Annotated in this window: 15 protein-coding genes and 1 pseudogene; 7 read left to right on the top strand and 9 right to left on the bottom strand. The window is 62.1% G+C overall.

Annotation, left to right across the window (positions count from 1 at the left end; genetic code table 11):
* Positions 1-77: 77 nt before the first annotated feature.
* Both B5E67_RS08215 and B5E67_RS08210 read left to right on the top strand, forming a co-directional pair.
* Positions 78-1394: a M23 family metallopeptidase gene (locus B5E67_RS08215; protein WP_242956884.1), complete on the top strand. Its 1317-nt coding sequence runs from the start codon at positions 78-80 to the stop codon at positions 1392-1394.
* A gap of 95 nt (positions 1395-1489) precedes the next feature.
* Positions 1490-1855 (top strand): helix-turn-helix transcriptional regulator, encoded by a 366-nt coding sequence (locus B5E67_RS08210; RefSeq protein WP_242956882.1) that lies wholly within the window; start codon positions 1490-1492, stop codon positions 1853-1855.
* Between the two features lie 212 nt (positions 1856-2067).
* Here B5E67_RS08210 and B5E67_RS08205 read toward each other — a convergent pair whose 3' ends face one another.
* Positions 2068-3411 (bottom strand): trypsin-like peptidase domain-containing protein, encoded by a 1344-nt coding sequence (locus B5E67_RS08205; RefSeq protein ID WP_087365139.1) that lies wholly within the window; start codon positions 3409-3411, stop codon positions 2068-2070.
* Positions 3412-3619: 208 nt separating this feature from the next.
* Between B5E67_RS08205 and B5E67_RS08200 the strand changes: the two genes are divergently transcribed.
* Positions 3620-4486, top strand: a complete 867-nt coding sequence (locus tag B5E67_RS08200; protein ID WP_087384606.1) for a bifunctional GNAT family N-acetyltransferase/class I SAM-dependent methyltransferase — start codon at positions 3620-3622, stop codon at positions 4484-4486.
* A gap of 162 nt (positions 4487-4648) precedes the next feature.
* On the top strand, positions 4649-6259 hold the full coding sequence (locus B5E67_RS08195) for a peptide chain release factor 3 (protein WP_087384604.1): 1611 nt from the start codon (positions 4649-4651) through the stop codon (positions 6257-6259).
* Between the two features lie 719 nt (positions 6260-6978).
* Here the strand turns inward: B5E67_RS08195 and B5E67_RS08190 are convergent.
* A complete protein-coding gene (locus B5E67_RS08190; RefSeq protein WP_087384601.1) occupies positions 6979-7524 on the bottom strand; it encodes a helix-turn-helix domain-containing protein in 546 nt (181 codons plus the stop codon).
* A 118-nt stretch (positions 7525-7642) separates the two neighbouring features.
* Positions 7643-8101: an Lrp/AsnC family transcriptional regulator gene (locus B5E67_RS08185; RefSeq protein ID WP_087365129.1), complete on the bottom strand. Its 459-nt coding sequence runs from the start codon at positions 8099-8101 to the stop codon at positions 7643-7645.
* A 144-nt stretch (positions 8102-8245) separates the two neighbouring features.
* Here B5E67_RS08185 and B5E67_RS08180 point away from each other — a divergent pair, with 144 nt between their 5' ends.
* Together B5E67_RS08180 and B5E67_RS08175 are read left to right on the top strand one after the other, a co-directional pair.
* The gene (locus B5E67_RS08180; protein WP_087384599.1) at positions 8246-9610 is read left to right on the top strand and encodes an MATE family efflux transporter; all 1365 of its coding nucleotides are present in this window, start codon (positions 8246-8248) and stop codon (positions 9608-9610) included.
* A gap of 215 nt (positions 9611-9825) precedes the next feature.
* Positions 9826-10690: pseudogene (locus B5E67_RS08175) on the top strand (P-II family nitrogen regulator).
* Between the two features lie 142 nt (positions 10691-10832).
* On the opposite strand, the gene B5E67_RS08170 reads toward B5E67_RS08175, so the two are convergent.
* The 6 genes from B5E67_RS08170 to B5E67_RS08145 form a co-directional block, all read right to left on the bottom strand.
* Entirely contained in the window at positions 10833-11408 is a 576-nt protein-coding gene (locus tag B5E67_RS08170; RefSeq protein WP_087249602.1) for a DJ-1 family glyoxalase III, read from the bottom strand.
* 22 nt (positions 11409-11430) lie between these two features.
* The gene (locus B5E67_RS08165; RefSeq protein WP_087384597.1) at positions 11431-11736 is read right to left on the bottom strand and encodes a YerC/YecD family TrpR-related protein; all 306 of its coding nucleotides are present in this window, start codon (positions 11734-11736) and stop codon (positions 11431-11433) included.
* 103 nt (positions 11737-11839) lie between these two features.
* Entirely contained in the window at positions 11840-12331 is a 492-nt protein-coding gene (locus B5E67_RS08160; protein WP_087384596.1) for a GNAT family N-acetyltransferase, read from the bottom strand.
* Positions 12332-12359: 28 nt separating this feature from the next.
* Positions 12360-13031, bottom strand: coding sequence for a pentapeptide repeat-containing protein (locus B5E67_RS08155; protein ID WP_158098194.1), 672 nt, complete (start codon positions 13029-13031; stop codon positions 12360-12362).
* Entirely contained in the window at positions 13028-13552 is a 525-nt protein-coding gene (locus B5E67_RS08150) for a nitroreductase (protein ID WP_087384595.1), read from the bottom strand. The genes B5E67_RS08155 and B5E67_RS08150 overlap by 4 nt, the downstream gene beginning before the upstream one ends.
* A gap of 184 nt (positions 13553-13736) precedes the next feature.
* A complete protein-coding gene (locus tag B5E67_RS08145) occupies positions 13737-14471 on the bottom strand; it encodes a UTRA domain-containing protein (RefSeq protein ID WP_087249612.1) in 735 nt (244 codons plus the stop codon).
* 401 nt (positions 14472-14872) lie between these two features.
* Between B5E67_RS08145 and trxA the strand changes: the two genes are divergently transcribed.
* Complete coding sequence (gene trxA, locus B5E67_RS08140; protein ID WP_087249614.1) at positions 14873-15184, top strand: thioredoxin; 312 nt, start codon at positions 14873-14875, stop codon at positions 15182-15184.
* The last annotated feature ends 147 nt before the right edge of the window (positions 15185-15331 follow it).

The following is a 15331-nucleotide window of genomic DNA, read 5'->3' as shown; positions in this document are numbered from 1 at the left end:
GCTGGTGCGCCCTTTTTCTATCCCGCGCCGGATGCGGACGGCGGCGGGTGCTGTGAATCCAAACAGGAGGAATCAAGATGCAGATCGTGAAAAACATTCTGCTGTGGCTGGTGGGAGTGGTGCTGGGTGTGGCCGTCCTGCTGGGCGCCGTCATGGCCGCCAGCTATTCCTTTACCACCAGCGGCAGCCAGCCCGACCCGGCGGCCCAGTTCGGCGGGGCGGACCTGGAAGTCAACGGCAGCTGCTGGCAGGTGCCGTTGATCGGCGGGATGCTGGACAAGGCCTTTTATTCGCCCTCCACCCTGTCGGTCCAGAAGCTGGGGGTCCTCTACGACGCCCACCCCGAGCTGACCCTGCCCGAATGGGCCACCTCCGCCCAGCTGACCATCACCGCCGACGGCATGGGGGACGCCTATTATTTCCAGGGTGATATCTCCGAATACGCCAGCTTCCTCTACCCGTCCAACGGGGAATACAAGGCCCAGCTGACGGTCTGGCGTCTGCCGGAGGGGATGACCCCGGCGGACTTCACCTGGCCCGCCGACGGCGCCATCCTCCGCAACGCCGGCCTGGAACGGCCTTCCCGGGCATCGGGCTGCTATCAGCATTCCTTCCGGTTCACCATCCAGGCCTCGGCCCAGCTGGAACTGTCCTCCGAGCGGATCGAGCTGGGCGGGGTGGCCGCCCTGGAAATCAGCGGCATGGTGGGCAGTGAAAAGCCCCAGATCGAGACCGATCTGGGCAGCGTCCAGTGTGTCCGCAGCCCGGCGGGCTGGCGGTGCTACATACCGGCGGCCTACAACGCCTCGGCCGGCGGCCACGAAATCGCCGTCACCGTCAACGGCGAGACCCTCACCACCTCTCTGGTGGTCACCGCCAAGAACTTCGGCGAGGCGGAGGCCCAGCCCGACCCGCCCGCCCCCGACGGCGCCGGCGAGGAGTTCCGGAACGTGATCTGGTCCCTCTACGACACCGAGGCCCGGGACAAGATGTGGCACGGGGCCTTCCTCTGCCCCCTGGAAAACTACACCGTCCTGCTGGACTACGGCCAGACCAAAGTCATGAGCGGAGCCCGGGCGGGCCAGTCCAACTCCACCTTGCTGTATGCGGTGCCGGGGGATGCGGTCCGCGCCCCCGCCGACGGGGTGGTTGTGGTGGCCCAGAACCTGGGCCTCACCGGGAACACGGTGGTCATCGACCACGGCTGCGGCCTGCGCAGCTATCTCTACGGCCTGGCGGACATCCACGTCAAAGCCGGCCAGACGGTGGCCCGGGGCGACGCCGTGGGCCAGGTGGGGGAGACCCTCACCATGGACTTCAAGCTGGGCAGCAAGAGCATCAGTCCCTGGCCCCTGTTCCAGACCAGCGGCGGGCTGTTCTGGCGGGAATTTTAACGCGCCTTCGCTCTGCAACCTGAGGTTGCGGAGCAGTTGGTGGACGCAACCGCTCCTTTTTTGTATCCTGGAACTACCGGAAAGGAGTTGATTCGATGCGCTTGGCAATGATTGAAATTGCGGTGAACCTGGTATTTGGGCTGCTGTTTCTGGGCCTGTTTGTCACCCTGGTGGTCTTCCTCATCCGGGCCCTGCGGACCTACGTCAAAAGCCACAGCCGGCCCCCGGAGGACCGGCAGGAAGCGGCCGCCGCCCCTTCCAAAACCCTGGCCCAGGCCTTGAAAGATCACCGCACCCGCTGCAAGCTCACCCAGGAATATGTGGCCGAAGCGGTGGGGGTATCCCGCCAGGCGGTGAGCAAGTGGGAGACGGGGGAGTCAGAGCCCACCATGTCCAATCTGACCCTGCTGGCCAAAGTCTACGGCGTCAGCCTGGCCCAGCTGCTGGAGGACGTGACGTAAAATCAGCGCAGCGGGCTGCTGCATGGGTTTCGGTGTCTGCGAAGCCCTGCGGCGGCCCGTTTTCTGTGCCCCAAGCCGCCCGGACGCGCAAAAAACTCCCCCGCCGGGTCTAGGGACGGGGGAGTCTTTTGTAAGGAGGAAAATCAGAAGGGAGTTTCTGTATTCCGGAAAATGGACCTGTAAAACCTGTTTTGGTGGGTTTTCAATGAAACTCAGTTGTTGGGGGTCTGCTCGCCCAGGGTGGCGGAGACGGTCAGCATCTGGCCGTTCCGGGCCACCGTGATGGAGATGGTGTCTCCGGCGGTGTGCTGATCCACAATCGATGTGACATCGTCGCGGGAGGCAATCTCCGCGCCGTCGATGCTGATGATCCGGTCGCCCGGCTCCAGGCCGGCGTTGGCGGCGCCGGAGCCTGCGGCCACATCCACAATATAGATGCCGTAGGCCGACACGCCCAGCTGCTGGGCGGTGGACTCATCGGTGACAGCCACATAGGTGATGCCCAGATAGGGACGGCCGCTGACGTAGCCGTTCTCCAGCAGATCCTGGGCGATGTCGATGGCGGTGTTGATGGGGATGGCGAAGCCCAGGCCCTCAGCGCCCGAAGCTTCCGACTTGGCGTTGACGATGCCCACCAGCTCGCCGGCCATGTTGAACAGGCCGCCGCCCGAGTTGCCCGGGCTGATGCTGGCGTTGGTCTGGATCAGGGACAGATTCAGGATGGAGCCGTCGTTGTTCTCGATGGCCACATCGCGGTCCAGCGCGCTGACGATGCCGTTGGTGACGGTGCCGCTCAGATTACCCAGAGGGTTGCCCACAGCCACCACTTCTTCGCCCACCGCCAGGGCGTTGCTGTCGCCCACCACGGCGGGGGTCAGGCCCTCGGCCTCGATTTTCAGGACAGCCACGTCGCTGGCGGTGTCCGAGCCAATGACGGTGGCGGTATAGTCCACGTCGTCGATGGTGACGGTGACGTTGGATGCGCCGTCCACCACGTGGGCACAGGTCAGAATATAGCCGTCGTCGCTGATGATGACGCCGCTGCCTGCGCCCGACTCAACCTGGCGCTGGCCAAACCAGGACCAGTTGGAGTAGATCACTTCTTCGGTGGTGATGGGCACCACGCTGGGGGTGACCAGGGCCGCCACCTGGGCGGTGGACAGGTCGTCCCCGCCGGTGGAGGTGGAGGAGGCCAGCGCATTGCTGATCTGCTCCGACCGGTCGGAGGCCTGGATCACCAGACGGTGCTCGTTGCCCACCATGCTGCCCACGTAGCCGCCGGCAAAGCCCACCGCCGCGGCCAACACCAGGGCCAGCACGCTGCGGAGCACCCGGCCGGCCCGGCCGCGCCGGGGTTTGCGGGGAGGCTCCTCCGGGTTGGGGACCGGACGGTAGTCGGGGGTGACGGGCGGCGGATTGCCGCCGCCGTTGGCGTCGTACTGATTGGCGGCGTTGGTCCCGCTGCTGCCTACGTTGGCATAGCCGGTATCATTGCCGTTGCCGGAGGAATGGTAGAGGGAAGAATAGTCGTATTCCCATTTATTCTCGTTATCCATAGTTCAAATCATCCTTTCAGGAGGAGCGGAAAAGGGAAGGCGGGGGATAGGGTCTTGACCTTTCCCTTCTGGCTGATTATAGTGTAACCTGAAATTGTGAAAACCGCTTCATGCCGCCGTGAAGAAAATGTGAAATCCAGTCGTTTTCCGGCGCGGAGGCGGCCCCTGCTTGCATTCCCAAAGCAGGCCGCCCCAAAAGGAGGTCTTTATGCGCCTTGTTCAAACAGAGGAGGGCTTTGCCCTTTATAAAGAAAAGTCCGAGATCGGCCGCTGCGCTGTGGCCTCCAGCGGGCCCGAGACCCATATTTCGGCCCTGTGGATTGCGCCCGACTGGCGCCGCCGGGGCTATGGCTCCTATCTTCTGCGCCAGGTGCTTCACCAGCTGGGCGGCTATGACCGGGAGGCGGCCAGCTGCTTCACCGCGCCCCTGCCCGACGTGCCGGAGGAAACCGCGTTCTGGGCCAAGTTTGATTTTGTGCCCCAAGGGGGCCGCCTGGTCCGCCGCCGCAAGCCCGACCTGACCGCCGTCCGGCTGGCCCAGGATTTTCTGGCGGGACACCTGGACCGGCCCCGGCTCCTGATCGACGCCACCTGCGGCAACGGGGGAGACACCGCCTTTCTCTGCCGTCTGGCCGGGGAGGAAGGGCGGGTGCTGGCCTTTGACATCCAGCCCGCCGCCCTGGACTCCACCCAGGCCCGGCTGGCCCGGGAGGGCATCCCCGAAAGCCGCTGCCGCCTGATTCTGGACAGCCACGCCCATCTTCTGGACTACGTCCAGCCCGGCACCGCCGACGGGGTGGTCTTTAACTTCGGCTGGCTGCCCGGCGCCGACCATTCGGTCCACAGCGGCGCCGACACCAGCATCCCGGCCCTGGAGGCCGCCCTCCAGGCCCTGCGCCCCGGCGGGGTGCTGTCGGCGGTGCTCTACAGCGGGGCAGTCATCGGGAACAGCGAGAAGCTGGCCGCCCTGGCCTGGCTGGAAGCGCTGCCTTTAACTAAGTATACGGTCCTGGTCTGCCGCTTCGCCAACTGGGCCGACACCGCCCCTCTGCCCTGTTTTGTCATAAAAAAGTAGTCCAGCCCCTTGCACCGGGGGCCGTTTTGGCGTAATATATATGTATGTGTGTTTTTTAGGAACAGAATCCAACAGACAGGAGAACCACCCATGTAAATCCCGGTGCATCTCGAAGCTATGCAGCCTTTTTATAGAGATTGACAGAGAAAGACAAGAGGTACTATGACAAATCGCGAAGAAATCGAACGCCGCCGCACGTTCGCTATCATCAGCCACCCCGACGCAGGTAAGACCACCCTCACCGAAAAGCTCCTGCTCTACGGCGGAGCCATCAACCAGGCCGGCTCGGTCAAGGGCAAGCAGAGCGCCCGCCACGCTGTGTCGGACTGGATGGACATCGAGAAGCAGCGCGGCATCTCGGTCACCTCGTCGGTGCTGCAGTTTGATTACGCCGGCAAGTGCGTCAACATTCTGGACACCCCGGGCCACCAGGACTTCTCGGAGGACACCTACCGCACCCTGATGGCGGCCGACTCGGCGGTCATGGTCATCGACGCCGCCAAGGGCGTCGAGGCCCAGACCATCAAGCTGTTCAAGGTCTGCACCCTGCGGCACATTCCCATCTTCACCTTCATCAACAAGATGGACCGGGAAGCCCGGGATCCCTTTGAGCTGATGGAGAACATCGAGGAAATTCTGGGCATCAAGACCTTCCCCATGAACTGGCCCATCGGCTGCGGCAAGGACTTCAAGGGCGTCTTTGACCGGATGCGCCGCAAGGTTCTGGCCTTTGAGAGCGACGGCCGCGCCAACGGCGTCAAGAAGGTGGACGAGATCACCCTGGAGCTGGGGGATCCCGGCCTGGACGAGCTGCTGACCCCCTATCTGCACCAGCAGCTGGTGGACGAAATCGAGCTTCTGGACGGCGCCGCCGAGGAGTTCGATCTGGACAAGGTTCTGCGGGGCGAGCTGAGCCCGGTGTTCTTTGGTTCGGCTCTGACCAACTTTGGCGTGGAGCCCTTCCTGCAGGAGTTCCTGCGTCTGACTCCCACCCCGCTGGCCCGTGTGGACAGCCTGACCGGCAAGGCCGTGGACCCCTGCCGTGAGGAGTTCTCGGGCTTCATCTTCAAGATTCAGGCCAACATGAACAAGGCACACCGGGACCGCATTGCCTTTATGCGGATTTGCTCGGGCAAGTTCGAGCGCGGCATGGACGCCTACCATGTCCAGGAGGGCAAGAACATCAAGCTGGCCACCGGCACCCAGCTGATGGCCCAGGACCGTGCCATTGTGGACGAAGCCTATGCGGGCGACATCATCGGCCTGTTTGACCCGGGCATCTTCTCCATCGGCGACACCCTGTGCACCGGCAAGAAGAAGGTGCAGTTTGCAGGCATTCCCACCTTTGCGCCCGAGCATTTTGCACGCATCGAGCAGAAGGACACCATGAAGCGCAAGCAGTTCGTGAAAGGCATGGAGCAGATCGCCCAGGAGGGCGCCATCCAGATTTTCCGCGAAGTGGGCGGCGGCATGGAGGAAGTTGTGGTTGGCGTCGTGGGCGTTCTGCAGCTGGAAGTGCTGGAGTACCGTCTGAACACCGAGTACAACGTGGAAATCCGGATGCAGCATCTGCCCTTTGAGCAGATTCGGTGGATTCAGAACGATCCCGACACCTACACCCTGCGGGATCTGGATCTGACCAGCGATACCAAACCGGTGGAGGACATGCGCGGAAACCGTCTGCTCCTCTTCACCTCCGAGTGGGCTGTCCGCTGGGCCACCGACCACAACGAAGACCTTAAGCTCAGCGAATTCGGCAACATCGACACCTAAACCCCGCTTTTTCGAGAAAAAGCTTGGCAAAAAGCTTTACTGGGTACCATACACTCTGGCCGCTCTTTATAAAGTGACAGCGGGTTGCAGGCTATGCCGCGCTCACGTTACGTCCGGGCTGCGCCCGAGTACGATGCAAAGTTCGTCATAGACGGATTTTTTCTGTCCCTATGACAAAAACAGCGGCCGCGTCCAATAGCAAGTACACCCAAGCGCATCCTGCGGCAGAACCAGCCGAGGTGGAGTAAGGGCAAGCACACCGAAGCGCGTCCAGTGGACGAAGCAGCGAGGCGTGCTTGGCGCCGCGGTCTGTCTTTTGCAAGGGCGCGGCGACGCCCGAAGCAAAAGCAGGGCACCGCAACCCGGAGCCGCGCTCCCAATTTTCGCAAGAGACACGAACGTCGACCACATCCAGTGAATAAAGCAGGGAGCCGCGTCCCATGGCCCCTTTTAATCCGCGGGTCGTGGCCGGCCGTGCTCTCCCTCTTTTAATAATAAGAAAATCCCCGCTCCGGTTGGAACGGGGATTTTTTCGGGCTGTTTTCAATTTGCGTTTCAAGCGGGCGAGGATTTATTCCTTTTCTGCTTTCATCCTGCCATGCCGTCTCCGGCGGAGCAGGGGAGAGGGGTTTCTCCGATCAAGCCTACGTTTACAAGGCGTATAAATACAGATTGTATAGGAGCAACATTTCTCCATCCGCTCCCATTTGGAATATCATTCAGGCGCCGGGGTCTGTCTTTTTGTCAAAAAAGCGGCCCAAAACCTTCATCTTGACCCGATGGAAGAGTTTGCCCCAGGGGCCGGTGAGAAGGGCGAAGGTCAGCAGAATCCCCCAGGCCAGCCCCAGCACAAAGCCTGCCGCCGCTGCGGCCAGGCCGCTGTCCGCAAAGCCCAGGCTTTCCAGCACCATGTACACTCCCAGAGCCGCCACACCCAGCCAGGCGCTCCAGTGGATATTCCGGGTAATCCGCCGGTTGATCTCCTCCGAATAGCCCGCCGCCTTCAGCAGGGTATCGCGGGCTTCGCTGTCGGGGTCCTGGGCCGGGGTCTGGGGCCGCCGCTCTCCGTCCAGAAGCTCCCGCAGCCCCACCCCGTAAAAATCCGCCAGAGCCAGCAGGATACTCAAATCCGGCAGGTTGGACCCGGTTTCCCACCGGGACACCGTCCGGCTGGACACCTGCATCTGACCGGCCAGCTGTTCCTGGGTCAGGCCCTTCTCGGCCCGCAGGGCCTTGAGAAAGGCCCCGATCTTCTTTTGATCCATTGCGCCGCCTCCTTTTACCCCAGCATACCACAGCGCCCCGCCCAAAACCAGGACGCAGGCCGGGAACCGACCAATTTTCCACCGGACACGGTGTGTCGGGTGGAAAAAGTTGCGTTTTTTACAGTCGCAGGCCCTTGATATCCTTGATGCGGGACAAAATGGTATTGCAGCTGCAGCTCACCACCCCCGGCAGCGGGTCGATAACCTCCCGGATCAGGGTTTCCATTTCCTCGCCCGAGGCCGCCACCGCGTGGACGTGGAGTTTATCTTTGCCGGTGACCCGGTAAATCTGGGTAATGGTTTCGTTGTCCGCCAGACGCCGGGTCACCTCGGCCAGGGCGTCGGGCCGGGTCTCGATCTCAAAATAGCAGGACACCGCCCCGCTGATCTTCTGGGGATTGATGATGGTGGTGTATTCCTCGATGACTCCCCGCTGTTCCAGGGCCTGAATCCGGGCTTTCACCGCCACCCGCGAAATCCCCACCGCCTGCCCGATGTCGGAATAGGACATCCGGGCGTTTTCGATCAGCAGCCGGACAATGCGCTGGTCCAGCGCGTCCAACCCCTCCAGAAACATACGCAAAACGCCTCCCTCATGTGGTTTTTTCCACAGTATACCACCCCATCCCCAAAAAAGAAACCGCCCGTTGACACCGCCGCGCCCCGGCGCTATAATGGGTTGCGAAACGTAAGTTATAACTTTCGGTTTGGAGGTAACGCCATGAATCAGGACTTGACCCGGGGGCCGGTCATGCGGTCGATGCTGCTGTTTGCCATCCCCATGATTTTGGGGAATCTGCTGCAGCAGTGCTATAACGTGGCCGACACCCTGATTGTGGGCCGGTTCGCCGGGACCGACGCCCTGGCCGCCGTGGGCTCCTCCTATTCCTTGATGACCTTTCTGACCTCCATCCTGCTGGGCCTGTGCATGGGCAGCGGGGCCCTGTTCTCCATGCGGTTCGGCCGCCGGGACGAGGCGGGCCTGCGGGAGAGTATTGTTTCCTCTTTTGTCCTCATTGCCGGGGTGTCGGTGGTCCTCAATCTGGTGTCCTTTGCCTGTCTGGACTGGATTCAGGTCTTTCTCCAGGTGCCGGACCAGGTGTGGGGGCTGATGCGGGCCTATCTGGTGGTGATTTTTGCCGGAATTCCTGCCATCTTTTTGTACAACTATTTCGCCTCCTTCCTGCGGGCGGTGGGGAACAGCGTGGCGCCCCTGGCCTTTCTGGCGGTGTCCGCCTGCCTGAATATCGCCCTGGACCTGTGGTTTGTGCTGGGTCTGGGCCGGGGCGTGGCCGGCGCCGCCGAGGCCACCGTCATTGCTCAATATGTCTCGGGGGTGGGCATCACCCTCTATGCCCTGGCCCGGTGCCCCCAGTTCCGGGGCCTGCGGCCCTATCTGCGGGTGCGGGGCAGCTGCCTGCGGGAGGTGGCCAGCTATTCCTTCCTGACCTGCATCCAGCAGTCGGTGATGAACCTGGGCATTCTGATGGTGCAGGGCCTGGTGAACAGTTTCGGCCCCACCATCATGGCCGCCTTCGCCGCCGCCGTCAAGATCGATTCCTTCGCCTATCTACCGGTACAGGACTTTGGCAACGCTTTTTCTACCTTCATTGCCCAGAACTACGGCGCCAAAAAGGCCGACCGCATCCGCGCCGGGCTGAAAGGGGCGGTGGTGACCTCCATGGGCTTTGGCGTGGTGCTGTCGGCCCTGGTGTGGGTCTTTGCCGAGCCTCTGATGGGCCTGTTTGTGGAGGCCGGGGAGGTGGCCGTCATCCAGGCCGGCGTCCTCTATCTCCACATTGAAGGGGCGTTTTACTGCGGGATTGGCTGTCTGTTCCTCCTTTACGGCCTGTATCGCGCCCTGGGCCGCCCCGGGATGAGCGTGGTTCTCACCGTCATCTCTCTGGGCACCCGGGTGGCCCTGGCCTACCTCCTGTCGGCCATCCCCGCCATCGGGGTCAGCGGCATCTGGAGCGCCGTGCCCATCGGCTGGTTTTTGGCCGACGCCGCCGGCGTGGGCTACTATCTGCTCCGCAAAAACCGCCTGCTGGCCTGGCCGGAGGAGGGGGCGTCCTCCCGTTCCTGACCCCCGATTTCCCGTCGAAGTCCCCAAAAATACGGTCCTGCGCGGGGCGGCGGACGGGCAAGACGCCGAAATTCACTGCCGTGAATCAATTTTTGCTTGACCTCGCGGTCGGGCTGTGCTACCATAAGCGCAACAAACCAGATGGCAAAGGCGCCGGGCGGAACATTCCGCCCGGTGCCTTTGTCGTTTGAGGGGTTAGAAAGGGGTTTTGATTCATGTACAATTCTGCGGACGTCACCTGGACGCTGGTTGCAGCGTTCATGGTCTTTTTCATGCAGGCCGGCTTCGCCTTGTGCGAGACAGGACTCACCCGGGCCAAAAATCCATCATATTCTCATGAAGAATATGATGGATTTTTGTATCGGGACACCCTGCTTCTGGATCGTGGGCTTCGGCCTGATGTTCGGCGGCACCGGCGCGCTGATCGGCGGGTTTGACCCCTTCATCCGGGGCAGCTACGACTTCGGCGGTCTGCCTCTGTGGGTGTATGTGGTGTTCCAGACGGTGTTCTGTGCCACCGCCGCCACCATCGTGTCCGGCTCCATGGCCGAGCGCACCAAGTTCAGCGCCTACTGCGTTTACTCGGCGGCCATCAGCCTGATTGTCTATCCCATCTCGGGCCACTGGATCTGGGGCGGCGGCTGGCTGGCACAGCTGGGCTTCCATGATTTTGCGGGCTCCACCGCAGTCCACTTTGTGGGCGGCGTCACCGCCAGCCTGGACACCGGCATGCACAAGGTGACCATGATTGTCCAGCTGGCCAAGTTTGACGCCCTGAAGCAGGCCCTGAACAAGGTGGGCGTCACCGGCATGACGGTGACCCAGGTCATGGGCTGCGGCCTCCAGAAGGGAAGCGGCACCAAGTACCGCGGCGCCGAGGTGGACGCCACCCTGCTGCCCAAGGTCAAGGTGGAAGTGGTGGTCAGCAAGATCCCGGTGGACACCATCATCGACGCTGCCACCAAAGCCCTGTACACCGGCCACATCGGCGACGGCAAGATCTTTGTCTACAACGTGGCCAAGGTGGTCAAGGTCCGCACCGGCGAGCAGGATTATGCCGCCCTGCAGGACGTAGAGTAACGTTTCTCTGTTCCTTTCCCGCAAGGGAAACCATCCATTTCCTCTGAAAAGGGCCCTCGTTCCGCGCTGTGGACGGGGGCTCTTTTCTGCAAACAAAAAAGGCAGGCCCCGGTGGGGGTCTGCCTTGCTTTTTGGGGTGGGATCAGCGGTGGGTCTTGTACAGCAGGCTGTGCTTGTAGGCGATGGCCTTCTGGACGCGGGCCGCCTCATCGGGGCCCACCAGCTGGCGCACCAGCTCCAGGCCGAAGGGGATGGCGCCGCCCAGGCCGTAGCTGGTGGTGATGTTGCCATCCACCACCACTTCCTGGTCCAGCACCACAGCGCCGGTCAGCTTATCCTGGAAGGTGAAATGCGAGGTAGCCTTCTTGCCCTCCAGCAGGCCCAGATCGGCCAGGATGCTGGGAGCGGCGCAGATGGCGGCCACCTTCTTGCCGGCCTCGGCAAAGGCCTTGACGGTGCTGGTCACGGTGGAATTGGCGGCCAGGTTGGGGGTGCCGGGGATGCCGCCGGGCAGCACCACCAGGTCCACATCGCTGTAGTCCACATCCTCGGCCAGAGCGTCGGCGGTGATGGTGACCTTGTGGCTGCCGGTGACCGTCAGGCTGCCCGAGGCAGAAGCCACCACAACCTCGATCTTGCCGCGCCGCAGCAGATCCACAACCAGAAGGGCCTCGCACTCCTCAGTGCCTTCAGCGAAAAATACAACTGCTTTGCTCATAGGTGTTACCTCCATTTTGATGTTATGTCGGGTCATCCGGGCTGTCGGGGCCGGCCTGTTCCACAAACTGGAGCAGGACGCTGCCCTCCGAAGACAAGACCCGGTTCACCCGGCTGATGATGGCGCTGGACGCGCCGGTCTTTTCCTTGATGTCGGCATAAATCCGTTTGTCCGCCAGCATTTCGGCGATGTCGTAGCGCTGCTCCATGGCGCTCAGCTCGGAGTAGCTGCACACATCCTGAAAGAAGCGGTAGCACTGTTCCGGCGTTTCCAGCCGGAGGATGGCCTGGTACAGACCGGATTTACCGGTCGGATGATCTTTACCCATGATAGAATCCTCACTGATTGCAAGATACGCTTTAATGGTTTAATGCAAGTGTATACCATACTGAACAAAATTGCAATCATTATTTGCGCAGAATGTGCTGAAATCAGAGAAATTTTTCCACCGGGGTCAGGTCCATCAGGATGCCGTCCACATCGTTCTGGACGGGGGCGCCGGGGCGGTAGCCCCGCTCCTTGAAGAAAGCCAGCACCAGCAGAGCTTTGGTGTGGACCTCGGCGTAGACCCGGCCCTTGCCGTCGCTGCGGGCCAGACGCTCACAGGAGCTGAGGATATCCCGGCCCAGGGCTTTGCCCCGCCATGCGGGCTGCAGATAGACGTGGAGCAGGTGAAGGGCGGTGTTGTCCATCTTCCAGGCAAAGTAGCCGATGGGCTTGCCGCCCATCTGGACGATGAAGTAGTTGACCTCCCGGTCGATGTCCTCCTCGATGGCGTCGGCGCTCTGCAGTTTTTCGATCAGGGCGGCCAGCTGCTTGGGGGGATAATACTTCTTGTAGCACTCCTGCCACAGCTCTGCGGCGAGGTCTGCGGTCAAATGGATGTATTTGGCCTTGGCGACCAGCTTGTAATCAGGCTTCATAGCGTTCCTTTCAGCGTGGGGATTGGTTTCATCGGATGTCGAGGCCCAGCAGGCGGGCCAGCTCAGCGGCCTGGATGGGGTCCACAATGGCGCCCCGCAGCTCCCGCAGGGAGTCGCCGGCGGTGAGGCCTTCCAGGCGGCAGGACCGCAGGTCCAGCCCCTTGAGGGAGGTACCCGCCACATTGGCCCCTGACAGGTCCGCCTCGTCCAGCTCCACCTGTTTCCAGCGGAGGCCGGACAGATTGGCGCCCGCCAGGCTGGACCGGACCACATGGACCGATTCCAGGGCGGCGCCGTCCAGGCGGAGGGCGTCCAGGCGGCAGTCCACCACCTCCCAGCCCCGGGCCCGGCTTCCGGCCAGGCTGCAGCCCAGGGCCTTGGACCCCTGCCACCGGCACCGGGTCAGGCTGCTGTCGTAGGCCTGGGCTCCCGACAAGTCGCAGCGGACCAGGATGCAGTCGGTGAGGGAGAGGCGGCGCAGGCCTGCGCCGGTAAAGCGGCAGTCCTCCAGCAGACAGCGGGACAGGTCCAGCCCGTCCAGCTCCTCGCCGGTGAGGTCGGCGCCCCGAATCCGCAGGGCGGCGCCTTCTTCCTGGCCCTGGGCCAGCTCATAGAGGCAGGCGGCCCCCTCGGGGCCTTCCAGACAGGTCAGGCCCGCCCCGTCGGCGGGAAGATTCGGCAGACGGTCCCGGCGCATCATACCCGGACGATATAGTCGGCTTTGCGGGGGGCGGCGGGCTTGGGATCGGCGGCAGGGTAGCCCAGAATGCAGAAGCCCACGCCCTGCCATTCGCCCTGGATGCCCCACCGGGTCAGCAGGGCCTTGCCCTCGGCCGAGTCAAACATTTCCCGGGCGCGGTTGATCCAGCAGCTGCCCAGCCCCAGGCTGGCGGCGGCGTTCATCAGGTTGCCCATCACCAGGCTGCCGTCCTGCTGGGCGGTGGGCCGGGCGGCATCGGCCAGAACCAGCAGATAGGTGGGGGCCCCATACATGGGGTCGGACCCTTCGCGGCCCATGACGGCGGCATTCATCCGGGACAGCAGGGCCCGGGTTTCGGGGTCCTGAATCACCACGATTTTGGGGCTCTGCAGGCCCATGGCGGTGGGAGCGTAGGTGCCGGCTTCCAGCACGGCGTTCAGCTCCTCCTCCGAGACCTGGTCCGGCTTATAGGCACGGCAGCTGCGCCGGGTCTTGAGTGTCTCAAGGGTTTCATTGGTCATAAAAAGCAGTCCCTCCTTTTTATAAAGAATTGGGCGGATGCACCACAGCATCCCGATAGGTTTAGTATACCGCAGAAATGGGTAGAAAGCAATCCGGCCCCACGCCCCCAAAAATCAAAAAGGAGCCCGGCTGCTTTTGGGCGCAGCGGCTCCTTCACAAATGGCACAAAGACGCAAAGCGGTCTTATTCGGTTTTACGGGTGCGGCGGCAGGCGGTGTCCTGAAAGCGGAAGTACTCCGGGTGATAGTGGGAGACCGTATACTCAAAGAGGATGCCGTCGGCGTTGAAGGCCTGGTTGGTGACCACGGCCAGACAGTCAAAGCTCCCCATGTCCAGATACAGCCGGTCGGCGGGGGTGGCCCGCTCCACCGTGATGGTCCGCTTGCTGGTCATGATCTGGATGCCCAGCTCCTTTTCCAGATAGGCGTAGATGGACTGTTCGGCGGCCTCGGGGGTGAGGGTGTTCACCACCGACCGCAGGAAATAGCTCACGTCCAGGATCAGGGCCCGGCCCTCCACGATCCGCACCCGTTCCACATGGTAGACGTCCATCCGGGCAGGGAAGCCGCTGGCGGCCGCCAGGGCGTTGTCGGTCTGGGTCATGGAAAAATGGACCACCCGGGTTTCATAGTGGGTGCGGCAGCGGACCGCCGTGTCGTGAAAACTCTCCATCCGCCCCAGGGTGAAGGGAGCCTTGGCGGCGGGTCGGTAGAGCACACGCACCCCCTTGCCCTGGATGGGCTGGACATAGCCGGCCTCGATCAGGCCAGCCAGAGCCCGCCGCACCGTGTTGCGGGAGCACCCGTACACCGACACGAGGGTATTTTCGGACGGGACAAGGGACTGGTAGGGGTACTCGCCATCTTCAATCTTGGTTTTTAAGTCGCGGTAGATATCACCAAATTTGGAACGGGGCATAAAGGTCTTCCTCTCTGCTGCCTGCCTGGGCGCCGGCGAACAGACTGTTGGTCCGCCGGAAATTTCAAAAAGCGGATGAGGCGTCAAACCCGCTAGTTTACTGTTACAAGTTTACAGCAAAAACTTGCAAAAATCAACCCGCAATTTTGTGCGCCATGCCAAAAAGTGAGAAAAAATCTTATTTTCTCTTGACTTGTGTGCACATGTGTGCTATATATAGCTTTATATCCTTGTATAAACAAGACTTCCGCGCCTGGCCTTTTGACGGCAAGGCGCGTGTTTTTTTAGGGTCTTTTTTTCGGTGACGCAGTTACGGAAAGAACCGCCCCGTCTGGGCTATACTAAGCTCAGAAAAAACGAACCGCGCACAGCGCAAACTGAAATGTGGGAGGTAGAAAAAGATGTCTGTTGTGACCATTACCAAAGAGAACTTTAACAGCGAGGTGCTGCAGAGCGACAAGCCCGTCCTGCTGGACTTCTGGGCAACCTGGTGCGGCCCCTGTCGGATGCTGTCCCCCATTGTGGACCAGGTGGCAGATGAGCGCCCCGACGTCAAGGTCGGCAAGGTGAATGTAGACGAGCAGCCCGACCTGGCCGCTCAGTTCGGCGTCATGAGCATCCCCACTCTGCTGGTGTTCAAGAACGGCAAACTGGTGAACCAGTCTGTGGGTTCCCGTCCCAAGGCCGGCGTCCTGGCCCTGCTGGATGTGTAAGAGATAGGACCTGAAACAACAAATCAAAGCGGCGCGCCCATTCCTCCGGGCGCGCCGCTTTTGCTATGCCATTTTGGGATTTGACCTTTGGGAGCCCTGCCGCGGGACACCCTTTCGGGCGGCCGGGCCGGGGCCGCCAGCGCAAAA

The organism is Faecalibacterium sp. An122, from assembly GCF_002160895.1.
Lineage (GTDB): Bacteria > Bacillota > Clostridia > Oscillospirales > Ruminococcaceae > Faecalibacterium.
The sequence above is the reverse complement of the archived record's forward strand: the minus strand, read 5'-3'. Positions and strand labels throughout refer to the sequence as shown.